Here is a 17,695-nt window from a genome sequence, read left to right on the forward strand (position 1 = left end):
AATGGCCTATTACCTATGTGCTTAATAACATTCGCGTATAAGACCCATCCTAAATACTCCCTGATTTTGCTCGCCAATCGCGACGAGTTTTATCAAAGAGCAAGCCAAGTAATGCATTTTTGGCCCGATCAAGCTCACGTTCTTGCCGGAAGAGACTTAGAACAGATGGGCACTTGGTTGGGCATCAATAAGGAAGGAAAGTTCTCAGCCGTTACCAATTTTCGCGATGGCAACAACATGGCCAAATCGAAAAAATCTCGCGGCGAGCTTACAGCCAATTTTTTAACGGGTTCTAGCGATGCAAAAAGCTATTTAGCGCAATTGGAGACAGAGAAATCACAATACGGCGATTTTAATTTGCTTACAGGTGACCAAACAGGTCTGTACTACTGCTCGAACCGTGGTGGTCATACACAGCAATTAAAGCCAGGCGTATACGGAATGAGTAATTCGCTTCTAGACACGCCTTGGCCAAAGCTTACCCAAGTAAAACAGGCACTATCAGACACAATCGAAAATGAGATTATTTCTGAGCAGGTTTTGTTTGAGATTATGCTTAACGATCAACGCGCCGCAGACGAAAGCCTGCCAGACACCGGCGTACCTTTTGAATGGGAAAGGTTGCTCTCTTCTAGTTTTATTCGATCAGAGACGTACGGCACTAGAGCTATAACACTTCTACTACAGGGACTCGATGGCCGTACAACAATTATCGAACAAGGGTACGACTATAATGGGCCATCAGAAAGAAGTGAGTATCAACTTACCTTGCCAGCCCTAGGGTAGTAATCTCCAGAAAAAATCGACTAAACAACAACCGGCTGTTTTGGCAGCGCTATACCCAATTCAGTTAGGCGCTCATTGATGAATTTCTGAATGCGATCAGCATCATCCATCGCCATCACATCTTTCAAGAGTTGACTCGCGTCTTCCTTACTCACTTGGCGAATCGCGGCTTTTACTTTAGGCAGATTGGTAGCGTTCATTGATAGCACGTCATACCCCATTGCCATCAACAGCAAAGCACCACCTGGCTCAGACGCCAATTCACCACAGATAGACACTGTAACGTTTTCTTTATGGGCTTCTCGCGCAATGAAAACAAGCGCTCTCAGAACAGCGGGGTGGTAGCTAACATACAGATCAGCCACACGAGGGTTATTTCGGTCTACGGCAAGCAGATACTGAGTAAGGTCGTTGGAACCTACCGAGATAAAATCGACACGACGGGCAAATCGGCGTACCTGATAAACAGCTGCCGGCACCTCAACCATCACACCCACCAATGGACGCTCTATATCATGCCCTTCATCTTGCAGCTCTTTAACTGCACGATCGATCTGGCGACTTGCTTCTTCTACTTCGCCGACGCTGGTCACCATCGGCAACATGATACGCAGATTACCGTAGCCTTCACCCGCTTTAAGCATGGCGCGTACTTGCACTAGGAAGATTTCAGGATGATCCAGCGTCACTCGGATACCACGCCATCCCAAGAATGGGTTTTCCTCTTCAATTGGGAAGTAAGGTAGTGACTTATCTCCACCGATATCCAAGGTGCGCATTGTCACAGGACGAGGATGGAATGCTTCAAGCTGCTTGCGATAAGTCTGCGCTTGGTCTTGCTCACTCGGGAAGAACTCTCGGATCATGAAAGGCACTTCGGTTCGATACAGTCCGATACCTTCTGCTCCGCGATCAAGTGAACGCGCCACATCGGCGATCAAACCTGTATTTACCCATAACGGCATTCGGAAACCATCTGTCGTTTCCGCTGGAAGATCCTTAATCGCTTCAAGTTCGGCTGCTTGCTCCTGCTCACCACGCAAGATATCTCTGTATGCCGTTAGAAGATCCTCTCCAGGCTGTACGTAGATTCGACCTGAATAACCATCCAGAATCAGCTCTCGACCATCAATACGCGTTAGAGGCAGGTCCACCGCACCCATAATGGTCGGAATACCCATGGAACGAGCAAGGATCGCAGCATGTGAGTTACTAGAACCATGCACAGAAACTAAACCGACCAACTTCTCGCTCGGCACTTCACCAAGCATCGCCGGCGTTAGTTCATCAGCAACCAGAATAGTCTCATCGGTAAATTCGAGTACGGCAGGCGCATCTTCTTGCAGATAGGCGAGTACTCGACGGCCTAAATCTTTGATATCCGTCGCACGTTCACGCAGATAGGGGTCATCCATCATAGAGAACTGACGCACATGCTCCATGACAACTTCACGCAGTGCACCTTGCGCCCAGTTGCCTTGGCGGATTCGAGCAACCACTTCACCAGCCAAAGCGTTGTCATCCAGCATTCGAAGATAAACATCGAACAGCGCCTGCTCTTCAGAACGTAAACGCTGGGCTAAACTGCGCCCAACTACTTTGATATCCCGTCGAACAAGCTTTAACGCAGCTTCAAAGTTCGCAATTTCCTGCTCTACATCTTTGGCAACTTTATCCGGAACTGAATTCAGATCTGCAGGAGGCGCAACAACGGTAGCTGAACCAATAGCTACACCCGCAGAACCGGGCACACCTTCAAAGCGCAAATTGACGATTTCGCCGCTTGGTTCTTCGCCCATTGCACCTAAAGAACCGGTAGCTTCAGCATGAGCAATAGCCCCAGCTAGCTGGGCAGATAAAGTTACGAGAAAAGCTTCTTCGCTCTCATCAAAACGGCGCTGCGCTTTTTGCTGAACAACTAAGACACCTAAAACACCGCGGTGATGGATAATCGGCACACCGAGGAAAGAGTTAAAACGCTCTTCACCGGTGGACTCAACATATTTGTAGGCGGGATGCTCAGAGGCATTTTCAAGGTTGATTGGTTCGGCACGATCTACCACCATACCCACCAAGCCTTCTTCGGCAGATAAACGAACGCTACCTACCGCTTCCTGATTGAGACCTTCAGTCGCCATCAAGACATAACATTGATCCTCGGGATCAAATAGATAAACAGAGCAAACCTCTGTGGACATAGCACGCTGGATGCGACGCACAATCAGATTCAGTACCGAGTCCAAATCTGGCGCGATACTGACTTCCTGTACAATCTTCTTCAACACATCCAGCATTCAGTGTCTCTCCTTCTAGGTATTTATGGCATTAAATCTCGATAGTTTAGGTGATAATTCTCGCATTGCCTTGCGATACACCTCTCGTTTAAATGACACAACCTGTCCTAGCGGATACCAATAGCTCACCCAACGCCAACCATCAAACTCTGGCGATTCAGTGTGATCAATTTTTACCGCACTATCTGCGCTCAACATCCGTAGTAAAAACCATTTTTGCTTCTGGCCAACACATACCGGATGCGAATTGCGCCGGATCATTCGTTTGGGCAATCGGTATCTCAACCAACCTCGGGTTACTGCAACAATTTCTACATCTTCTGCAGCAAGTCCAATCTCTTCTCTTAATTCGCGATACATTGCTTCTTCAGGGGTTTCATCCTCATTGATTCCCCCCTGCGGAAACTGCCAAGCATCTTGGCCAATTCGTCTTGCCCAAAGGACCTGACCCAGCGAGTTAGCCAGAATGATACCGACATTCGGCCTGAACCCATCTGAATCAATCACTTTAGTTATTCCTAATTATTTTTCAGCTATTGTTCCATAATTCTTTGATACTCAGCAAATCCCTTTTCAGACAATTGCATTCAACGCGTATCCTCCCTATCCTTGCGACACTATCTTATTCGTTGAGGAACCTCTTTTGAGCTTAGCAATTTTTGATCTGGACAATACTCTTCTTGCCGGTGACAGTGATCACGCATGGGGCGAATTTTTGTGCGAAAAAGGGATTGTAGATAGCGATGAGTATAGTCGCGCAAACGACTACTTTTACGAGCAATATAAGAATGGCGGATTAGATATTTTCGAATTCCTTGCCTTTGCTCTAAAGCCTTTGGCTCAGATGCAACGTGCAGAGCTGGATAAGCTGCATTTGGAGTTTATGGAATCTAAAATTATTCCAATCATGCTGCCTAAAGCGGCTGAGCTTCTACAGAACCACCGCGAACAAGGTGATTACTTGCTTATTATCACAGCAACTAACCGCTTTGTAACAGGCCCTATCGCAGACAAGCTTGGCGTTGACGACATTATTGCAACAGACCCAGAAGAAGTGGATGGCGAGTACACAGGCAAAGTTGCGGGTATACCTTGCTTCCAAGATGGCAAAGTAACGCGCCTGAATGAATGGTTAAAACATAATGACTTCAATTTAGAAGGCAGTTATTTCTATAGCGATTCCCACAATGACTTACCGTTGCTGGAGAAAGTAACTCATCCAGTCGCAGTAAACCCAGATGAAACGCTGGAAGATCATGCCAACGCCAACCTTTGGCCTGTGCTTGATCTACGTTGATCAGGTGTAAACATCCGCACAAAATAAGAGAGGCAATAGCCTCTCTTTTTTATTTCTGTTAAAACTCAATCAAAATGTTCTGCAAAATGACGAACATCGTGAGCTAACTTATCAATCTTATCGGCAGCCTTTTCCATCTCTGCCAAAACAGCCGCACTGATCGCTGACTCAATCAACAGTGCTAACTCATCAAAATGCTCTTCACCAATATCGTTACACATTGCTGTTGGTAATCTCCCCTTAAAAGACGAGACAACATGTTGAGCATGTGCAGTTTGTTTCATTGTCATCGTTTTACTCCTTAACTCTTACTTATGCACTGGGTGACGATCAATTTGCCCTTGGGCATTGCTGACGATTTGCGGATCCGGCTGAAGATCAATCTCTTCACTTTTATTCGGATAAGGCATACGACTAAGTAGATGGCGCATCGCATTAAGTCTTGCGCGCTTCTTATCGTCAGATTTAATCACCGTCCAAGGCGCATCTGCTGTATCGGTATAAAAAAACATCGATTCTTTGGCTTCTGTATATGAATCCCACTTATCTAAAGAGGCCAAATCGATTGGAGAAAGTTTCCATTGTTTCAACGGATCTACACGGCGAGCCTGAAAACGTCGGAACTGCTCGTCACGGCTTACCGAGAACCAGAACTTAAACAGTTTGATGCCACTTCGCGCCAGCATACGTTCCAGATCAGGTGTCTGACGCATAAACTCTAAATACTCAGATGGCGAACAGAAGTTCATCACCTTCTCAACGCCAGCACGGTTGTACCAAGAACGGTCAAACAGCACTATCTCACCAGCCGTAGGAAGATGATTGATGTAACGCTGGAAATACCACTGTCCTTTCTCTTGCTCGGTCGGCTTTTCCAAAGCCACAACACGGGCACCACGAGGATTGAGGTGCTCCATAATACGCTTGATGGTTCCACCTTTACCGGCTGCGTCACGCCCTTCAAAGAGGATAACAACCCGCTGCCCGGTCTCGCGCACCCAGTTCTGCATCTTCAATAGTTCTATCTGCAGCTCTTTTTTGCGCTTTTCGTATTCTTTGCGGGAGATCTTTGTATCGTAAGGGTATTCGCTGGACTCAAACAGATCAGTAACTTCCTGATCCAGCAGTACAGTAGGACAGATTTCTTCTTGCGGTGGCAAGGTCACATCTGCAGTTTGAACATCAACGTCTGGGGTCTGTAACTCCTGGTTCATAGGCTTACCTCTCTAGTTTGGTTAATCAGTATTACTGATTATGCGCCTACTACATCAGGAGTTTCTGATATAGGTCAAACAACCATTATAATTTTAAAAATTAACGTTCTCTCTATAATTATTCTTCGGTATGATCCCCCGTCCTTTTCGGTTAAACCTTCACGGAATAACAGCCCTTAAGCCACCACTTTACAGTGCTTCAAGGACTCATTTAGCTCATGCATCAACATGCTTCGTGTGATGATACCCACTAGCTTATTCTGCTCAACCACTGCATACACTTTTGGTTTATCCAAACCCATCTGCTGAGCTAAATCAACAATACTCAATCCAAGTGAAACCGTAAGTGGATCGGTACGCATAATATCGCCAACAATCTCGTGGCTATCACAGTGATAACTGTCGGTAACTAAATAAGGCAAACAATCAAACTCTGATAAAAAGCCAACCACCTTCAAGTTTTTATCTACTACCGGTAAGCCTAAATACCCAGACTCTAGAATATGAGAAACCGCCTCAACTAGGGGCATATCTGCACTTAGCGGCTTATTCACAGGAAACATTGCATCTTTTACTTGTAACATAACCCTACCCACCTGTTTTATCTTGCTGATTACAGTCTGGCAAAGAACTCGAAAATGACAAATTCACAACAAAAAAGGGGAGCTGTTAAAGCTCCCCTTTTTGATCAATTCGCCAAAGCTATGGGCATGGATTCGGATAGCGGACATGAATCGCTTCAATCTCCGCCAGTAAACCTTCATCAAGGTTAAGGTTTACGGAGTCTATATTCTCTGTCAGCTGCCCCATGGTCGTTGCGCCAATAATATTACTGGCAACAAAATCACGACTATTAACATAAGCCAACGCCATCTGCGCTGGATCCAAATTATGCGCCCGCGCTAACGACACATACTCTTCAGTCGCTTTGATCCCTTGTTCATTCAGATATCGAGTGTAATCAGGGAAGAGGGTTAAACGGCCTTTCTCAGGCTGAGCGCCATTAAGGTACTTGCCACTCAAGGTACCAAATGCCATTGGTGAATACGGCAGTAGAGACACCTGCTCACGCATCAAAACCTCGGTTAAACCGACCTCGGAGGAGCGGTTTAACAAGTTGTAAGGATTCTGTACGGAAACAACTCGTGGCAGGCCTAATTGCTCAGCATAAGCGAGAAACTTCATGGTTCCCCATGCCGTTTCATTGGATAAGCCCACATATCTAATCAAGCCTTCATCCACCAGCTCTTTTAAAATGTTTAGGGTTTCCAAAATTGCTGCCCCATCGTTTTCTGGAGCATGCTGATAGCCTAACTTACCAAAGAAATTAGTGGTGCGATCTGGCCAGTGGAGTTGGTATAAGTCGATATAATCGGTTTGAAGACGCTTTAAACTGCCTTGGATCGCTTCACGAATATTTTTGCGATCAAAATGCATATCAGGGCGGATAAAGCTGACAAAATCTCCAGGCCCCGCAACCTTTGTTGCAACGATCACCTTATCGCGGTTATTCCGTTGCTTCATCCAGTTACCGATGTAGGTCTCTGTTAGCCCCTGATAACGCTCATCCACAGGCACTGGATACATCTCAGCAGCATCAAGAAAATTGACACCTTGCGCCCAGGCATAATCCAGCTGTTCAAACGCTTCGACCTCAGTGTTTTGTCGACCGAAGGTCATAGTTCCCAGACAGATCAGACTCACATTGAGATCAGTATTACCTAGCTGACGATATTGCATGGTAAAGCTCCTATCTGGGAACAGATGTCAGGTTAAGACGATGGCAAAACTCTGACAAAGAATGATTTAAGGTAATCCGTTTCGGGAATCGCTGGATGTACCGGGTGGTCTGCACCCTGATGCCCCTGATCAAAGATCTGAGCATTACGATCCAATTCGCGGCTATTACTACGAATAATATCGATCAAGCGATCACGTTGAAGATGCATAGAGCATGACGCAGACACCAAGATTCCGTCTTTCTTCAGAAGACGCATGGCGAAATTATTCATACGGGAGTAAGCACGCTCACCGTTACGAATATCCTTTTTCTTCTGAATAAACGCAGGCGGATCCAACACAACCACATCAAATTTTTCTTTATCTGCAATCAGAGACTTACAAATATCAAAGGCATCGCCGTGGAAGCCTTCGAAACGATCAGACGCATTGTTGATACGCGCGTTCTCAGCAGCCACTTCTAGAGCAAAGTGGGAAGCATCGACACAGATCGCCTGATTAGCACCAGCAGCCAAAGCCTGCGCGCCCCAGCCACCTACGTAACTAAACAGATCCAGTACGCGCTTACCTTCAACATGTTTTTGCATCTGAGCACGGTTATTACGGTGATCGTAGAACCAACCAGTTTTCTGGCCTTTCTGCAGTGGCGCTAGCAGTGGTACAGAGTTTTCCATCAACGGACACAGCTCTGGGATATCACCTTGGATGATCTCTGTGTAGGTTTCCAAGCCTTCCATATCGCGCATTTTGCCGTCGTTACGCAGCAAAATCGCTTTCGGCGTGAACACTTTGTTCAATGCGTCGATAATGTCATCTAGCACCGCTTCCATGCCGGCTGTAGAGATCTGTACAACAAACACATCGTAGAAACGATCAATCACTAGACCTGGTAGAGCATCACTGTCACCAAACACCAAACGATAGCAATCATCAGTAAAGCAGCTTTCACGCAGTGATAGCGCCACTTTAAGACGGTGAATGATTAAGGAACGATCCAAAGTGTATTTAAGATCACGACTGACGATTCGACCGCAAATCAACGTATTTGGGTTTACATAAGCAACGCCTAAAGGTTTGCCTTTGTCAGTTTCGACAATAACCTGCTGGCCCGGCTCAAAGCTCTTCAGCGGCGTCACGCGGTTATCCACTTCGTTACTGTAGATCCAAAGGTGACCACCACGCAGCCTGCGTTCAGCCCCACTGTTTAGTTTTAGAGTTTGCAGTGACATGTTTTTCCTGTTTTACAGACAACTGTCCCGGCATATAGCCGGGACAAGGTATTTATTTCTCAGGGCGAGGCCCTAAATCTGACTTAAGCTTCAGATTCGCACAGATCGTTGTATGCTTCTGCGCTTAGTAGTTCGTTCAACTCATCAGCGTCGCTTAGCTTCAACTTGAAGAACCAACCATCACCGTATGGGTCAGAGTTAACTAGCTCTGGAGAGTCTTCCAGATCTTCGTTAACAGCTACAACTTCACCACTTAGCGGCGCGTATACATCAGATGCAGCTTTAACAGACTCAACAACACCTGTTTCATCACCTGATTCAACTTCAGCACCGACTTCTGGCAGCTCAACGAAAACTACGTCACCCAAAAGGTCTTGCGCGTGATCTGTTACACCGATGACAACGGTGCCATCACCTTCAACGCGGATCCACTCATGACTAGCAACGTATTTCAGTTCAGATGGAATGTTACTCATGTTTATTTCCTACCCCTATGGGTCCTGTTTAAATCGAATTCTTAGTCAAAAACTTTTTTGCCGTTACGGACAAAAGAAGGACGAATTACACGTACAGACACCAACTTGCCTTTACCACGCAGATCCACTTCAGCTGTATCCGTTGTGCCCACAGGCACACGTGCCATAGCGATCGAACAACCTAGCGTTGGGGAGAATGTACCACTGGTAATCTCGCCTTCGCCAATGCCGTCTACTACAACCTTCTGATGTGCACGCAATACACCACGCGCTTCCATCACTAGACCTACAAGCTTATGGCTCACACCTGCATCACGCTGCTGCTGTAGTGCTTCACGGCCGATAAATACACGATCTTGCGGTTCCCAAGCGATCGTCCAACCCATATTAGCCGCAAGTGGAGAAATGGTTTCATCCATATCCGCGCCATATAGGTTCATACCCGCTTCTAAACGCAAAGTGTCGCGCGCGCCTAGCCCACACGGAGCAACGCCAGCATCCGCGAGCGCCTGCCAGAAATCTGCTACCTCATCTTCAGGAAGCATCACTTCTAAACCGTCTTCACCAGTATAGCCAGTTCTCGCAATAAACCAGCCTTCTGACTCTAAACCTTGGAAAACACTTAACTGATCGATCAAGTTAGCGCGAGACTCAGTTACAGCTTGTTTAGCCAACGCTAATGCCTCTGGGCCTTGCACTGCTACCATCGCCAATTCTGGCTGTTCTGTTAGCGCAACGTCATCAAAGCTAGCTGTCTGGTCAGACATCCAACGTAAATCTTTTTCGCGTGTTGCACAGTTCACAACGACACGGAACCACTCACCAGCAACACCTGGCTCTGTCATTAGGTAGACAATAAGATCATCAATTACACCAGCATCTTCATTCAGCATGCCGCTGTACATCGCCTTACCTTTTTCCTGCAACTTAGCAACATCGTTTGCTAGCAGGTAACGTAAATACTCTTTAGCGTCTGTGCCGGTAACGTCTACAACCGTCATGTGGGAGACATCAAACATACCAGCAGCTTGTCGAACCTTGTGATGCTCATCTACCTGAGAACCATAGTGGATTGGCATATCCCAACCACCGAAGTCGACTAGCTTAGCACCCATCTCTTGGTGCTTTTCGTACAATGCAGTTTTGCTACCCATATTATTAACTCTTATCAGGGGCTAGCTTAGGCCTTGTTATCGTCATAAACAGGTCTTGCTAGGCTTTAACAACTGCTTTTCAGCTCAAGAGCGAATCAATTGACCTGAAAAACAAAAAAGGGAAGACAATTTATAGGGATTCTCTTCACAGTTCAATCTTTGAACGACAAACTAGGGTTGCAACTATGGTCGGATCAGATGATCCAAGCCGATTATTCTTGAATGTTTCTCTGCGCCAATTGTGGCAAACGGCCAGATAAACCCATCGCATCCATCACAATATGGTTTTTAACAGGTGACAGTTTATCCAATAAGTTCATGCCCATATTGCGCGCTAAGCAAGCCAAAGGCTGTCTGGTATTAAATAAACGCTTGAAGCTTTCCATAGCTAAGGACATCTGAATATTGTCATTGCGGCGTTCGCGCTGGAATCTGCGTAACACCGATTGAGCGCCTAAAGGCTCACCTCGACGCGAAGCGTCCATCAACGTTTCTGCTAACTGAGCGGCATCTAACAGACCTAAGTTTACACCCTGACCCGCCAGAGGATGGATGGTATGTGCCGCATCCCCAATCGCAGCAAAGCCAGGTTGAATATAATGCTGAGCATGACGCTGTCGTAACGGAAAAACGCTGCGTTGGTCGCACCATTCTATGTCGCCTAAACGGTTCTCAAATGCACGACCCAATTGCTGGCAAAACGCTTCATCTGGCAATGCCATCAATTCATTGGCATGTTCTGGCGATGTTGACCAAACAATCGAGCAGTAGTAATCACCTTCATCGTTACTCAAAGGTAACAATGCCAGCGGGCCATCTTCGGTAAAACGCTGCCAAGCGGTCGCTTGGTGCGGCTGCTCGGTTTTAACAGTGGTCACAATGGCATGATGACCATAATCCCACTCCACCATTGGTAAGCCCGCATGTTGGCGTGTTTTCGATAGCGCGCCATCCGCAGCAACCACGAGATTCGCTTGAATGATACGACCATCACTCAATTTTACAGCACGACCTTGATCAGACTGGGGAGATAGCTCCGTCACTGTCACACCAGTAACCAGCTCTACCGAAGGTGTTTCTAGAAGAACCTGATACAAACCCGCCAGTGTCACACGGTTTTCTACAATATGACCTAAAGCTGGCTCATGTAGCTCTCGCGCTGAGAAGTGAATATGCCCAGTCCCTTCTCCATCCCAAACATCCATCTCGGTGTAGGGGCTTAGACGATAATCCTGCATATACTTCCAAGCACCTACAGAGGTTAAGATCTGCTGTGAAGCACAGGTAAGCGCGCTAACCCGAGGATCATAACCTTTAGCTTGCGCGCCTTTAACAAACTCAGAGAAACCACTGATATCGCCTTCGCGCTGCTCTACAAGCGTTACGCTAATATCGGCATCCGCTAAAGCCGCAGCAAGGGTAACTCCCACCATGCCGGCTCCAACAATCACTACATCTGAATTAAGCACTTGTGCCTGTGTATTTTCTGGCATGATCTATCTCTATTTCAGGTCTGGAGCGGGCATATCTAAGCCCATGGCACCACGGGCAAAAACGGTTCTAGCAGGCGGACAAATATCTAATAGTTGCAGGCCTAGGTTACGGCCGGCTGCAAGCAGAATATTATTATTAGAGAACAGCTTCATAGTCTGATCGCTCAGCCCAATCGTACGCTGCTGATCTTGTCGTTGCTGTTCGTAGAAATCCTGAAGTACGTTTAAATCACCTAGATTGCCACCCGCCTTACGAGCTTGAATTAGGTGATCAGCCAAAGCGACTACTCCACGTAACGCCAAGTTGTATCCTTGCCCGGCAATTGGATGCAAGGCATGTGCAGCGTTACCTAAGACCACTAAACCCTGACGCACCTGCTCCTGTGCTAAAACCAGTTTTAGCGGATAGGTATGTCGTTCACCCACTTTGACAAAATTACCTGCGCGATGACCAAAGCGTTCGTGTAGACGCGCTATAAACTCAGCTTCGTCAAGCGCCATCACTTCATCGACTTGATCATTAGGCACTGTCCAAACTAGACCACAACGATGCTCACCGCTTTGCTCTTCCAACGGTAACAGCGCCATAGGGCCCGTATCGGTAAAGCGCTCATAAGCAATATCGTTGTGTGAGCGGTCTAAGCTGACGTTGGCTATGACAGCATGTTGCTCGTAGGTTGTTTCGCTGTAGTTCATGCCCATTCCTTCACGCAATGAAGAACGGCCACCATCAGCCATCACAACCAATTCAGTCGTTATCTGATGCGTCTCACCCTCTTTTTCCAGGATGACGCCCATCTGGTCAGAGCCATACTGAACATCTGTCACTTCGGCAGGACAGATAAAATCAATGCGATTCGCATCATCCTGCTGTAAACGATCTAACAGCACACGTCCTAGCCATTGGTTTTCGACCACATAGCCCAGTGCAGGCACTCTTTCCTGCTCTGCATGCAGCCGCGTCACACCAAAATGACCTTTATCTGAAACGTGAATATGCTTGATGGGTGCTAAATGCGTTTTTAACGTTGGCCAGATACCCATGACTTCGTAGATAGAGCGGCTACCATAAGCCAATGCCGTCGCTCTGGAATCATAGCTCGGCTGATACTCCAGAGCGCTTTTCTCAGGCATTGGAAAGGCTTCAATTACGGCGATATTCAGATCAAGCTGTTCACTCGCAGGCAGTAGAGCACAAGCTAAGCTCGCACCCACCATACCGCCACCAATCACCACGATGTCATAGTGCTGTTTCATTTTGCTGCCATTAACGCTTCAATTTCTGCAATTTCTTTCGGCACAGCCGCAGTAAGGTTTTCGTTACCCTCTGCAGTGATCAATATATCGTCTTCAATACGTACACCAATACCGCGCCAACGAGGTTCAACATTTTCATTGTCCGCAGCGATATAGATCCCTGGCTCAACCGTCATCACCATACCTGGCTCTAACGGACGCCATTCGCCATCGACTTTGTAATCACCAACATCATGAACATCCATACCTAACCAATGACCAATACGGTGCATATAAAAATCACGGTAGCGACCCGCTGAGATCTCTTCACTCAACGTACCCGAGAGCAAACCTAGCTCAATCAACCCTGCGGTTAAGACTTCTACCGATTTTTCGTGTACGGCTTCCCACAAAACACCTGGTTTCGCGAATTCAATACAAGCTTTCTGTGCTTTCAAAACCAGTTCGTATATTGCCGCTTGTTCTGGACTAAAGCGACCATTTACAGGGAAAGTACGTGTAATATCGCCGGCATAATGATCTAGCTCACAACCGGCATCGATTAACACTAGATCACCGTCATTGAGCGGTTCGCTATTTTCAATGTAATGCAGCACACAAGCATTTGCTCCACCACCTACGATCGTCGAGTACGCTGGCTGGCGCGCGCCATTCATCGCAAAGTGATGCAAGATCTCCGCTTCTAACTGATATTCCATCACACCTGGCTTACACAGCTGCATCGCCTTAACATGTCCCTGCGCAGAGATCTCACCAGCACGACGCATCATCTCTTTTTCTGCATCGCCCTTAATCAAGCGCATCTCATGCAACAGGCAATCCAGCATCACCAATTCAGAGGGTGCTACCGCCCCTTGGCGTACTTTTGCCCTAATCAGGTTAAGCCAGTGTCGAACGCGTTGATCAAGCTCTTCATCTTTACCAATGGAGTAATAGATTCTAGATACGCCATTTAACAGGCCCGGCAGGATATCATCGACTTCATCAATAGCATGGGCTTCATCCATGCCATAGTCATTAACAGCGCCTTCAGGCCCTGCTCTATAGCCATTCCAGATCTCCATCAGCTTGTCACGATTACGACAGAACAGCACCGATTCACCATCCATCCGACCCGGCATCAATAGCAACACTGCATCCGGCTCGTTAAAACCAGTTAAATAGTAAAAGTTGCTATCCTGACGGAATGGATATTCAACATCGCTATTGCGCTGTTTCATCTGCGCAGAAGGAATAATCGCGATACTGCCCGATGACATCTGCGCCATCAACGCAGCACGACGTGCGACAAACTGATCAAGACCAATTTTCATTAGTGCAACCTGTTGTTTTCTGGCTTAGCTTTAGCAAACTCTTTTTCTTTCTCTTCTAACGCTTTATTACACTCGGTAAACAGCATCAAAACAGCCATACGCACATATTCTTGAACTTCCATCAGATCAGCTTCGTTTTCATCAAGCTCTTCCAAATCGGAAGAGATTTGGGCGATTTGGCCAAGGTCATTTAGCGTCTCTTTCGCTTCTGGCGATAAGCTAGCATCTGTATGTTTGCCATAGAGGCCGAATCCACTCAAAAAGCTCTGACACCAACGCCCTAGGGATTCAGCACGCATAGAGATCTCATCCTCATCATCTGGAAGTACCATATCGAACTCCAGATCCATACTTTCCATACAGCCAAGCGTAGCGGTGTATAGGTTAGTCACAACCGACTTGCTGCTGTCTTGAGAGAGAGACTCTAAATCAAGTAGCTCATTAACGATTTTTTCTAACGCAGCTGGTTTTAAACGTGCACCTGCAGCTAAATGTCCCGAGATAACTCCATGGAGCTCCGAAGGTGAAACAGCTCTCACCCCCTCCTCTACAAACATATTTGCGATAAGTTCAAAATCGGGTAGATCTACAGGTACATTTTCTAAAGACATGAATCGAATCCATCAATAATATCGTGCTGTTAATCCTAGCATTTCAACACTTCCTGTGCAGCGTCATTGACCCACAGACAGGGGCTGATTATAGTCCTGCTGAGAATAATTTAGCTTTAGGGGCATTCTTTCTGCATGACTGAGCATTACTTTAACGCGCTGGAACAGAAAATCGATCAACTTCTGGAACGCTGCGAACAACTAAATCAGGAAAATATTCAGCTGCGTGCCCGTGAACAACAGCTTAAAGAGGAGCGTGCTCAATTAGTACAGCTCAACGAACAAACGCAATCTAAAATTCAAGCGATGATCATGCGACTTAAAGCGTTGGAGCAAAACAAATGAGCCAGCCAGAATCCCAACCTGTCACTATTACTCTGCTAGACAAAGAGTTTAATTTTAACTGTCCGGCTGACGCAGAAGCTGAATTATTGGCTTCCGCAGATTTTCTTAATGAGAAAATGTTAGAGATCCGAAAAACAGGCAAAGTATTAGGACTTGAGCGGATAGCAGTGATGGCAGCACTCAACTTGGCTCATGAGTTATTGCAATCCAAGCAAGCAAACACCAGCAATATTGAAGAACGCCTACGTCACCTTGGCAACAAAATTGATCAAGCATTAATCAACGAAACACAAACTGCTGATTCGGACAGTTAACCACTGCCCTTGAAAACTTTTCAACTTTAAAAAAGTGTATATTAAACAGCCAGTTACAACACCACCTAGCAGAAAATATTTTTATTACAAGTCCTGACACCGGCATCATAAAGGGTATAATAAAAACATGCCCTGGGGTGTTCGACCGTTGGTTACGTCCCTCGAGCCGATAATCACACTTTTGGGGGTTGCTCGTAGTTTCTGGTGTGCATGTCCGATTTACCGGAAAGCCTAATGATACTCAGTAACCACCTCCTTGAACCTTCGGGTTCAGGGCCATATCCGACACCGGCACCTTGGGGATCTTCATTTCACAATGACTCAACAACGCAAACGACTCCGCCAGCGTATTCGTCAACTCAGACGTTCTTTAACTCCTCTACAACAGGAACAAGCGGCACAAGGCTTGCTGAAGAATATACGCACCCGCTCAGATTTCAGACGCGCTAAAAGCATCGCCATCTACCTACCTAATGATGGTGAGATAAACCCTGAACCGTTGATTCACTACTGCTGGAAATTAGGCAAGGAAGTCTACCTACCGGTATTGCACCCTATTCTTCATAATCGCCTATGGTTTACGCCGTATACAAACCAAACACCGATGATTAAGAATATCTACGGTATCCGAGAGCCCAAACTACAGCCGAACAAACGCAGAGCCGCCTGGGCAATAGATTTAGTTTTGTTACCTTTGGTCGCCTTCGATGCTAAAGGCAACCGCATGGGTATGGGCGGAGGATACTATGACCGCACATTCGGCTTTAAAAATCTGAAGAAAAGCATGAAAGGACCAAGCCTTATCGGGCTGGCACATGAAATTCAGAGAGTAGAAGAGTTACCTGTAGAGAGCTGGGATATCCCTCTAACATCGATTGTTACTGATAGCAGAAGCTATCTATAACGCAATTGAAAGCTTAGCTGTTAAAGACTTGCTCAAACAGAGAAGCAAACTGGAAATCTGCATGCGATACGCCGGTCATTACAGACCCTAGTACAAACACGACTACCAAGATTAGAACCAGATCAGGACCTTTTTTCATTATTCTGCCTATAAGGTTTACCACACATTAAACAAACGCTCGTTTACTTAATGCCCGGCCGTAGTTTTTCATAATTACAGCTTTTTGCAACCCCTTATAAATCATGGGGCAATAAAATTATCGGCCAGTTACATAATTATTTTAATCCAGAATTGTAAAAAGAGCCAATTACCTACTGATTTATAAACTTTTTTGCAGAAAATTAAGAAAAATCATCATAAAAGGTATGGTTAACATCGAGAAAAGGGTCTGTCCGGTGATAATAGCAGCCATCATTTGCACATCCCCACCAAGCTGACGCGCCAGGATATAAGAGGATGCAGCTGTTGGTAAGGCCGCGTACAACCAGATAATTTCAGCATTTGGCAGCCCCAATACAACACAGATAAGAAAGGCCAATAATGGCATTAATAACAGTTTGATCAATGAGGTCACACAGAGCGCCTGGCCACTTTTCATTAGGACCTTAAAACTGAGCCCTGCTCCGACAGATAACAGCCCTAAAGGCAGAGCCATACGACCTAGGAATTCAGCAATCGGCATCAGCATATTCGGGAAACCTACCCCTGTCTGATTTAACAATAAGCCACACAAGCTACCGACAATAAGTGGGTTCGTTAACAACGCTAACAACACACTTTTAAAATCTTGAGTGCTACGGGTAAAGTAGGAAAAGACCAGCACACAGCAGAAATTCAGCAAAGGAATCATTAGCGCCATTACGACTGCACCAACCACAACCCCTTGAGGACCAAACAAGGTTGCCGATGCAGCCAAGCCCACATAGACATTAAAGCGAACCCCACCCTGATAAATGGAGGTGATCCCGGCAGCATCGACCCTCAAGAACGGTTTCGCCAAAAAGACCAACAAACTACCACCCAAAACCAGCAACACAATAGCCAACCCTACCTGATCCAGAGGAACAGCAGTCATATCGGTACTGGCTAAACGGGACACCAACAAAATAGGAAACAGTACAAAGTAGGTCGCCTTTTCCGCCTGCCCCCAAAAGTCATCGGTTAGAAATCCGCTCTTTCTCGCCGCATAGCCTAATAAAATAAGTGCAAATACCGGCCATAGAGCACTGATAATTTCGATCATAGTGTTATAGTGATCTTATAAAGTT

The 17,695-nt window shown here is 46.3% G+C and carries 20 protein-coding genes and 1 other RNA gene; 6 read left to right on the forward strand and 15 right to left on the reverse strand.

Annotation, left to right across the window (positions count from 1 at the left end):
* Nucleotides 1–15: 15 nt before the first annotated feature.
* Nucleotides 16–786: an NRDE family protein gene (locus tag ACMXYR_RS15625; RefSeq protein WP_415902272.1), complete on the forward strand. Its 771-nt coding sequence runs from the start codon at nucleotides 16–18 to the stop codon at nucleotides 784–786.
* A 20-nt stretch (nucleotides 787–806) separates the two neighbouring features.
* Here the strand turns inward: ACMXYR_RS15625 and ptsP are convergent, their stop codons facing one another.
* On the reverse strand, nucleotides 807–3,080 hold the full coding sequence (gene ptsP / locus ACMXYR_RS15630) for a phosphoenolpyruvate--protein phosphotransferase (RefSeq protein ID WP_415902273.1): 2,274 nt from the start codon (nucleotides 3,078–3,080) through the stop codon (nucleotides 807–809).
* Nucleotides 3,081–3,095: 15 nt separating this feature from the next.
* The gene (locus ACMXYR_RS15635) at nucleotides 3,096–3,587 is read right to left on the reverse strand and encodes an RNA pyrophosphohydrolase (RefSeq protein WP_415882757.1); all 492 of its coding nucleotides are present in this window, start codon (nucleotides 3,585–3,587) and stop codon (nucleotides 3,096–3,098) included.
* A 136-nt stretch (nucleotides 3,588–3,723) separates the two neighbouring features.
* On the opposite strand from ACMXYR_RS15635, the gene ACMXYR_RS15640 reads away from it, so the two are divergent.
* Nucleotides 3,724–4,377, forward strand: coding sequence for an HAD family hydrolase (locus tag ACMXYR_RS15640; RefSeq protein WP_415902275.1), 654 nt, complete (start codon nucleotides 3,724–3,726; stop codon nucleotides 4,375–4,377).
* Between the two features lie 65 nt (nucleotides 4,378–4,442).
* Here the strand turns inward: ACMXYR_RS15640 and ACMXYR_RS15645 are convergent, their stop codons facing one another.
* From ACMXYR_RS15645 to ACMXYR_RS15695, 11 genes are all read right to left on the reverse strand, one after another.
* Complete coding sequence (locus ACMXYR_RS15645) at nucleotides 4,443–4,667, reverse strand: phosphatase (protein WP_415902277.1); 225 nt, start codon at nucleotides 4,665–4,667, stop codon at nucleotides 4,443–4,445.
* Between the two features lie 18 nt (nucleotides 4,668–4,685).
* The gene (ppk2, locus tag ACMXYR_RS15650) at nucleotides 4,686–5,591 is read right to left on the reverse strand and encodes a polyphosphate kinase 2 (protein WP_415892771.1); all 906 of its coding nucleotides are present in this window, start codon (nucleotides 5,589–5,591) and stop codon (nucleotides 4,686–4,688) included.
* A 176-nt stretch (nucleotides 5,592–5,767) separates the two neighbouring features.
* Nucleotides 5,768–6,175 (reverse strand): CBS domain-containing protein, encoded by a 408-nt coding sequence (locus ACMXYR_RS15655; RefSeq protein ID WP_415902278.1) that lies wholly within the window; start codon nucleotides 6,173–6,175, stop codon nucleotides 5,768–5,770.
* A gap of 118 nt (nucleotides 6,176–6,293) precedes the next feature.
* A complete protein-coding gene (locus ACMXYR_RS15660) occupies nucleotides 6,294–7,331 on the reverse strand; it encodes an NADP(H)-dependent aldo-keto reductase (RefSeq protein ID WP_415882762.1) in 1,038 nt (345 codons plus the stop codon).
* Between the two features lie 32 nt (nucleotides 7,332–7,363).
* Nucleotides 7,364–8,560: a class I SAM-dependent rRNA methyltransferase gene (locus ACMXYR_RS15665; RefSeq protein ID WP_415892774.1), complete on the reverse strand. Its 1,197-nt coding sequence runs from the start codon at nucleotides 8,558–8,560 to the stop codon at nucleotides 7,364–7,366.
* Nucleotides 8,561–8,643: 83 nt separating this feature from the next.
* Nucleotides 8,644–9,036: a glycine cleavage system protein GcvH gene (gcvH, locus tag ACMXYR_RS15670; RefSeq protein WP_415882764.1), complete on the reverse strand. Its 393-nt coding sequence runs from the start codon at nucleotides 9,034–9,036 to the stop codon at nucleotides 8,644–8,646.
* Nucleotides 9,037–9,077: 41 nt separating this feature from the next.
* On the reverse strand, nucleotides 9,078–10,190 hold the full coding sequence (gene gcvT, locus ACMXYR_RS15675; RefSeq protein ID WP_415902279.1) for a glycine cleavage system aminomethyltransferase GcvT: 1,113 nt from the start codon (nucleotides 10,188–10,190) through the stop codon (nucleotides 9,078–9,080).
* A 212-nt stretch (nucleotides 10,191–10,402) separates the two neighbouring features.
* The gene (locus ACMXYR_RS15680) at nucleotides 10,403–11,683 is read right to left on the reverse strand and encodes a UbiH/UbiF/VisC/COQ6 family ubiquinone biosynthesis hydroxylase (RefSeq protein ID WP_415902280.1); all 1,281 of its coding nucleotides are present in this window, start codon (nucleotides 11,681–11,683) and stop codon (nucleotides 10,403–10,405) included.
* Between the two features lie 9 nt (nucleotides 11,684–11,692).
* On the reverse strand, nucleotides 11,693–12,940 hold the full coding sequence (gene ubiH, locus ACMXYR_RS15685; protein ID WP_415902281.1) for a 2-octaprenyl-6-methoxyphenyl hydroxylase: 1,248 nt from the start codon (nucleotides 12,938–12,940) through the stop codon (nucleotides 11,693–11,695).
* Nucleotides 12,937–14,253, reverse strand: a complete 1,317-nt coding sequence (gene pepP, locus ACMXYR_RS15690; protein WP_415902282.1) for a Xaa-Pro aminopeptidase — start codon at nucleotides 14,251–14,253, stop codon at nucleotides 12,937–12,939. The genes ubiH and pepP overlap by 4 nt, the downstream gene beginning before the upstream one ends.
* The gene (locus ACMXYR_RS15695; RefSeq protein WP_415902283.1) at nucleotides 14,253–14,864 is read right to left on the reverse strand and encodes a UPF0149 family protein; all 612 of its coding nucleotides are present in this window, start codon (nucleotides 14,862–14,864) and stop codon (nucleotides 14,253–14,255) included. The genes pepP and ACMXYR_RS15695 overlap by 1 nt, the downstream gene beginning before the upstream one ends.
* A gap of 135 nt (nucleotides 14,865–14,999) precedes the next feature.
* Here ACMXYR_RS15695 and ACMXYR_RS15700 point away from each other — a divergent pair, with 135 nt between their 5' ends.
* The 4 genes from ACMXYR_RS15700 (at nucleotide 15,000) to ACMXYR_RS15715 (ending at nucleotide 16,427) form a co-directional block, all read left to right on the forward strand.
* Nucleotides 15,000–15,209 carry a TIGR02449 family protein gene (locus ACMXYR_RS15700; protein WP_415882770.1) on the forward strand — a complete coding sequence of 70 codons (210 nt, stop codon included), beginning with the start codon at nucleotides 15,000–15,002 and terminating at the stop codon, nucleotides 15,207–15,209.
* On the forward strand, nucleotides 15,206–15,523 hold the full coding sequence (locus tag ACMXYR_RS15705; protein WP_415882771.1) for a cell division protein ZapA: 318 nt from the start codon (nucleotides 15,206–15,208) through the stop codon (nucleotides 15,521–15,523). The genes ACMXYR_RS15700 and ACMXYR_RS15705 overlap by 4 nt, the downstream gene beginning before the upstream one ends.
* Before the next feature lie 126 nt (nucleotides 15,524–15,649).
* A non-coding RNA gene (ssrS, locus tag ACMXYR_RS15710) (6S RNA) lies at nucleotides 15,650–15,830 on the forward strand.
* 9 nt (nucleotides 15,831–15,839) lie between these two features.
* Entirely contained in the window at nucleotides 15,840–16,427 is a 588-nt protein-coding gene (locus ACMXYR_RS15715) for a 5-formyltetrahydrofolate cyclo-ligase (RefSeq protein WP_415902284.1), read from the forward strand.
* A 13-nt stretch (nucleotides 16,428–16,440) separates the two neighbouring features.
* On the opposite strand, the gene ACMXYR_RS15720 is transcribed toward ACMXYR_RS15715, so the two are convergent.
* Nucleotides 16,441–16,566 carry a hypothetical protein gene (locus tag ACMXYR_RS15720; protein ID WP_415882773.1) on the reverse strand — a complete coding sequence of 42 codons (126 nt, stop codon included), beginning with the start codon at nucleotides 16,564–16,566 and terminating at the stop codon, nucleotides 16,441–16,443.
* 180 nt (nucleotides 16,567–16,746) lie between these two features.
* Nucleotides 16,747–17,670, reverse strand: a complete 924-nt coding sequence (locus ACMXYR_RS15725; protein WP_415902285.1) for an AEC family transporter — start codon at nucleotides 17,668–17,670, stop codon at nucleotides 16,747–16,749.
* Nucleotides 17,671–17,695 lie beyond the last annotated feature (25 nt).

Origin of the sequence: Neptuniibacter sp. QD29_5 (assembly GCF_047778125.1) — a bacterium.
In the GTDB taxonomy this organism is placed as follows: Bacteria; Pseudomonadota; Gammaproteobacteria; order Pseudomonadales; family Balneatricaceae; genus Neptuniibacter.